General features: G+C 37.0%; 4 protein-coding genes. 3 read left to right on the forward strand and 1 reads right to left on the reverse strand.

All coding sequences use genetic code 11. The annotated features are described in order from the left end of the window. The first annotated feature begins 383 nt into the window (after window positions 1–383). From BM086_RS20260 to BM086_RS20270, 3 genes are all read left to right on the forward strand, one after another. Window positions 384–1,175: a GNAT family N-acetyltransferase gene (locus BM086_RS20260; RefSeq protein WP_092332290.1), complete on the forward strand. Its 792-nt coding sequence runs from the start codon at window positions 384–386 to the stop codon at window positions 1,173–1,175. Between the two features lie 35 nt (window positions 1,176–1,210). Next, a complete protein-coding gene (locus tag BM086_RS20265) occupies window positions 1,211–1,966 on the forward strand; it encodes a nucleoside phosphorylase (RefSeq protein WP_092332295.1) in 756 nt (251 codons plus the stop codon). A 412-nt stretch (window positions 1,967–2,378) separates the two neighbouring features. Then, the gene (locus BM086_RS20270) at window positions 2,379–2,948 is read left to right on the forward strand and encodes a recombinase family protein (RefSeq protein ID WP_092332299.1); all 570 of its coding nucleotides are present in this window, start codon (window positions 2,379–2,381) and stop codon (window positions 2,946–2,948) included. 180 nt (window positions 2,949–3,128) lie between these two features. On the opposite strand, the gene BM086_RS20275 is transcribed toward BM086_RS20270, so the two are convergent. Next, window positions 3,129–3,833 (reverse strand): EAL domain-containing protein, encoded by a 705-nt coding sequence (locus BM086_RS20275; RefSeq protein WP_092332303.1) that lies wholly within the window; start codon window positions 3,831–3,833, stop codon window positions 3,129–3,131. Between the last annotated feature and the right edge of the window lie 237 nt (window positions 3,834–4,070).

The raw sequence follows: 4,070 nt of genomic DNA on the forward strand, positions 1-4,070 counted from the left end.
GTCAAACTCCCGAGCATTCATTAACTATATAAGTAAAGAAATAAAAAAACATTGACATCAATCTGTCTGTCAACTATACTATCAACTAATAAATTGTCAGAAAGAGAGATGCTATGGAAAGTCTTATACTCGTCAAAATGTACATGTCTATTACAACATCCGTGAATAGGATTCAGGGGCCTGTTTTTGATATGTACGATGAGGATAAGGTTATTTATAAGGCATAGGTAGTGCTTTATACCTGATATAATTTACAAAGCCTCATCAAGCAAGCTTTTGATGAGGCTTTTGTTATACATTAATGAAAAACAAAAATACTCCGCCTGTTCCGCAGCGCACAAAGATGAAATAAAATGGCTAACATATTTGAGTGAGGAGGTTTTATGGACAATCATATTAATGAGAGTGATTTCAAATTATTGGAAAACGATAGGTACACGTTCTTTGTTCTGAGAAGGATTCTTGGCGCAAAGTGCAGTTTGCTTTTAACTGATCATAAGCGACTTATTATTTGTTTCACAGGAGTGCCTTATCCCGTATGGATATGGACTCCGGATGGAGCTTCGGATAAAGAATATGAAGATGCTTATCAGCATGTAAAAGAGAACGGGTTACTCGATGGGAAGCATACCTTTAACGTTAAGTATGAATTAGCAGACTATTTTATGAAAAGAGCAGCGGATGAAGGTCTTAAATTAGCAATTTCGATGAATATGTTTGCATATGATTGTCCAAAAGCAATTGTACCGGAATCAAAGGTAGATGGAACTATTTACCAATGTACCGAAAACGATGTCGATGAACTGATTGATTTTCTTGATTTGTTTCACAACGAGGTGGGTGTAGATAAGAAGACTGCCAAAGAGTATCGGGAAGATGGAGAGAATTATGCAAAGGCAGGAAGACTATATTTCTGGGTTAATGATCAGGGCAAGAAAGTAGCGAGTTGTAAGTATGAGCCTACGGATGAGCTAGCTTCAATTAGTTTAGTGTATACACAAAAGGCCTACCGCAGAAATCATTATGCTGAGCATCTTGTTTATCAAGTCACTAAAATAGCGCAGATTGCAGGCTATACACCTATGCTCTATACAAATGCAGACTATACAGCATCAAATGCCTGTTATGAAAAAATCGGGTATGTACTACGAGGAAAACTCTGTACAATAGGCTAATTCATCACCTAAGATTAAGACTGAGGAAGTAATAAATGATCACAGATTCATTTGATAACAAATCTCCGGCAATCATCAATCCTGTGAAAAAGGAGAATAGAATAAAAGTAGATGCATGCATAATAACTTTTTCTCATCAGATTGAGAAAGCGGTAGTAGAAAAATATGTAGCTACTGAAATAGCATCTTTGTGGTGCGCAACCGGAAAAACACCGGTATACCTTATAGAACAAAATGAACACCGATTTGCTTTTTACAAGACCTATGTAGGAGCACCTATTACAGTCGGTCTTTTGGAGGATGCAACAATAGAATTAGACTGCAACAAGTATATCCTATTCGGAGGAGCAGGGTGTTTGGATAAAGACATTGCCCATGGCAAGGTAATGGTTCCGACAGCTGCGTACAGAGATGAAGGGACCTCATATCATTATGCACCGGCAACGGATTATATTGCTATAAAGAATTCCGACATAGTTGCTACGTGTATGAAAGTAAATGGAATTCCATATATACAAGGCAAAACCTGGACAACAGACTCATTTTATCGTGAAACAAGGAATAATTTTGAAAAACACAAGGCTGATGGATGTATTTCGGTAGAAATGGAATGTGCTGGAGTTCAGGCAATGTGTGATTTCCGAGGGCTGGATCTATACCCATTCTTTACAAGTGGAGATCTTCTGGATTCTCCTGAGTGGGATGAACGTAATAAAGATAATGATGATGGGGGACAGCATGATGTAGGGCATTTCAATATAGCTTTGGCGCTAGCGGAATACGTTTTATAAAGGACGTAAAAAAAAATATAATACATATCAATAATATATAGCGTTTTTCAACGGTTCTTTTCCGGAGCGCCTTTCTATTATAATAACTATGGGGGATCAGATCATTATCTGGTCCTTCTTAATGTCTAAATTCGTACCAAATCTAACGTAGTCTAATTCTGTACCAAATCATTGTCATTTCACCATTATTTTTCCTCTAATTATAGTACCAAAATTAACGAACCTCAGCCTTACAACGTTTGCTAAGTGCTGAGGTTTTCTTTGGATGTCCGGTGTCAAAATTTAAAATATTTGACACCGGTATTTCAATGCAGTAAAATAGCATCATAGAGCGGTGTCATATATAGGTGTCGTTAAGGAAATGCAAAAATGGTAGATTTTGAGAGAATAGAGTGATCTGAAAGGCGGGAATATGCAATACGGCTATTGTCGTGTAAGTACTAAAAACCAGGCTAAAGATGGTAACTCTTTAGAGGCACAGGAAAAGCTCCTGAGAGCTGCAGGTGCTGAAATTATATTTAAGGATGCGTTTACCGGAACAAAAGCTGATCGCCCGGAGCTCGATAAACTCAAGGCAATCCTAAAGAAGGGCGACAAGGTGATTGTCACAAAGCTAGATCGTCTTGCTAGATCCACTGAAGATGGCCTAAACCTGGTCAAGCATTGGCATGAGCAGGGCATATCCATTCATGTATTAAATATGGGACTTATCGATCACACTCCTTCAGGAAAGCTTATTCTTACAGTTATGCTTGCATTTGCGGAGTTTGAGCGAGATATGATAGTAGAGCGCACTCAAGAAGGCCGAGAAATAGCAAGACAGAACCCCAACTATAGAGATGGTCGTAAAAAGAAATACACTCCGCAGCAAATGGAACATGCTCTGGCTATGCTCAAGAAAAACTCTTATAATCAAGTTGCGGCTATGACAGGGATCTCAAAGTCCACATTGATAAGAGCAAATAAGGAAAAGATTAAATAACAGGTTGTATTATGGGATTATTTGATAAGTTTAAATGAATTATTAGCCATTTTCGAGGTGCAAAAATCCTGCGAAAATGGCTATTTTTCTTGATTCTTACTCGTATTATAAAACAAATGATAATGTAACATATGGTCATTGATGGTTCGAATTATAGGCTGTTCCCCAATACTTTCCCCTTTACGATGGTCTTTTCAAATAGTACCCTTGGAAAAAATCTGCTCCTAATTCCTTCATTGTTTCAAACTCGCCTTCGGTCTCGATTCCTTCGGCCACCACGCTTATTTTTCTTGCATGAAATGCATCAATTATTTCGCGCAATTGTTCATGTCTGTACGTATCTTTATCAATATCGGTCAGTAATGTCCGATCTATCTTTACAATATTAGGGTTAGCAGCATCGATCACATCAAAATTATTAATGCCTGTACCAAAATCATCTATGGCAATCAGGTTATTATTAATATCTGCATATTTTCTTTTTATCTGCGCAATTTCTACTGATAAATAAGGGTATTCCAGTGACTCCAAAATCATTGCATTCTTATGTCCGCCATAGTACGAAATAAAAGCATCAACTTCCTCTTTACTAAACAATTCACTGGGAAATGTATTAATCGATAAGTATTCCTTATATCCCCTGATAAAATATGCTTGAGTTGCACCAAATAAAGTAGCAACCTCTAATACATGTAATTTGTCCTGCTTTTCATATTCCGCTATAAGTTCAGTTACATCCATATCGTGGGGCCTCATAAGTGCTTCCCACGCATAGACAGTCTTTCCATCTGGGTAAAATATGGGCTGAAAGACATAATCTATTTTCAATTCATTTAAAGCAGCTAAGATATCTTTGGATAATGGTAGATCATCATAATAAATCATAATACTTCCTTGTCTTTACAATTGACCTATTTTTCGCCACTCTCACAACAATATAGTATCATTATAACGACCAATAAACAAATGTAATATAGATAAATAATTAATAAAACGGAAAATAAGAAATCAGCCTCCAAAAGAGACTGATAAGTATAACGCTCCATGCTCGGGAGTTTGACAGTTAAATTATATCAGAAGTACTTACAGGCCACATCTGGTCTGTATTTTTTTGTCAAATTT

It is taken from the genome of Butyrivibrio sp. YAB3001 (genome assembly GCF_900112195.1).
Lineage (GTDB): Bacteria > Bacillota > Clostridia > Lachnospirales > Lachnospiraceae > Butyrivibrio.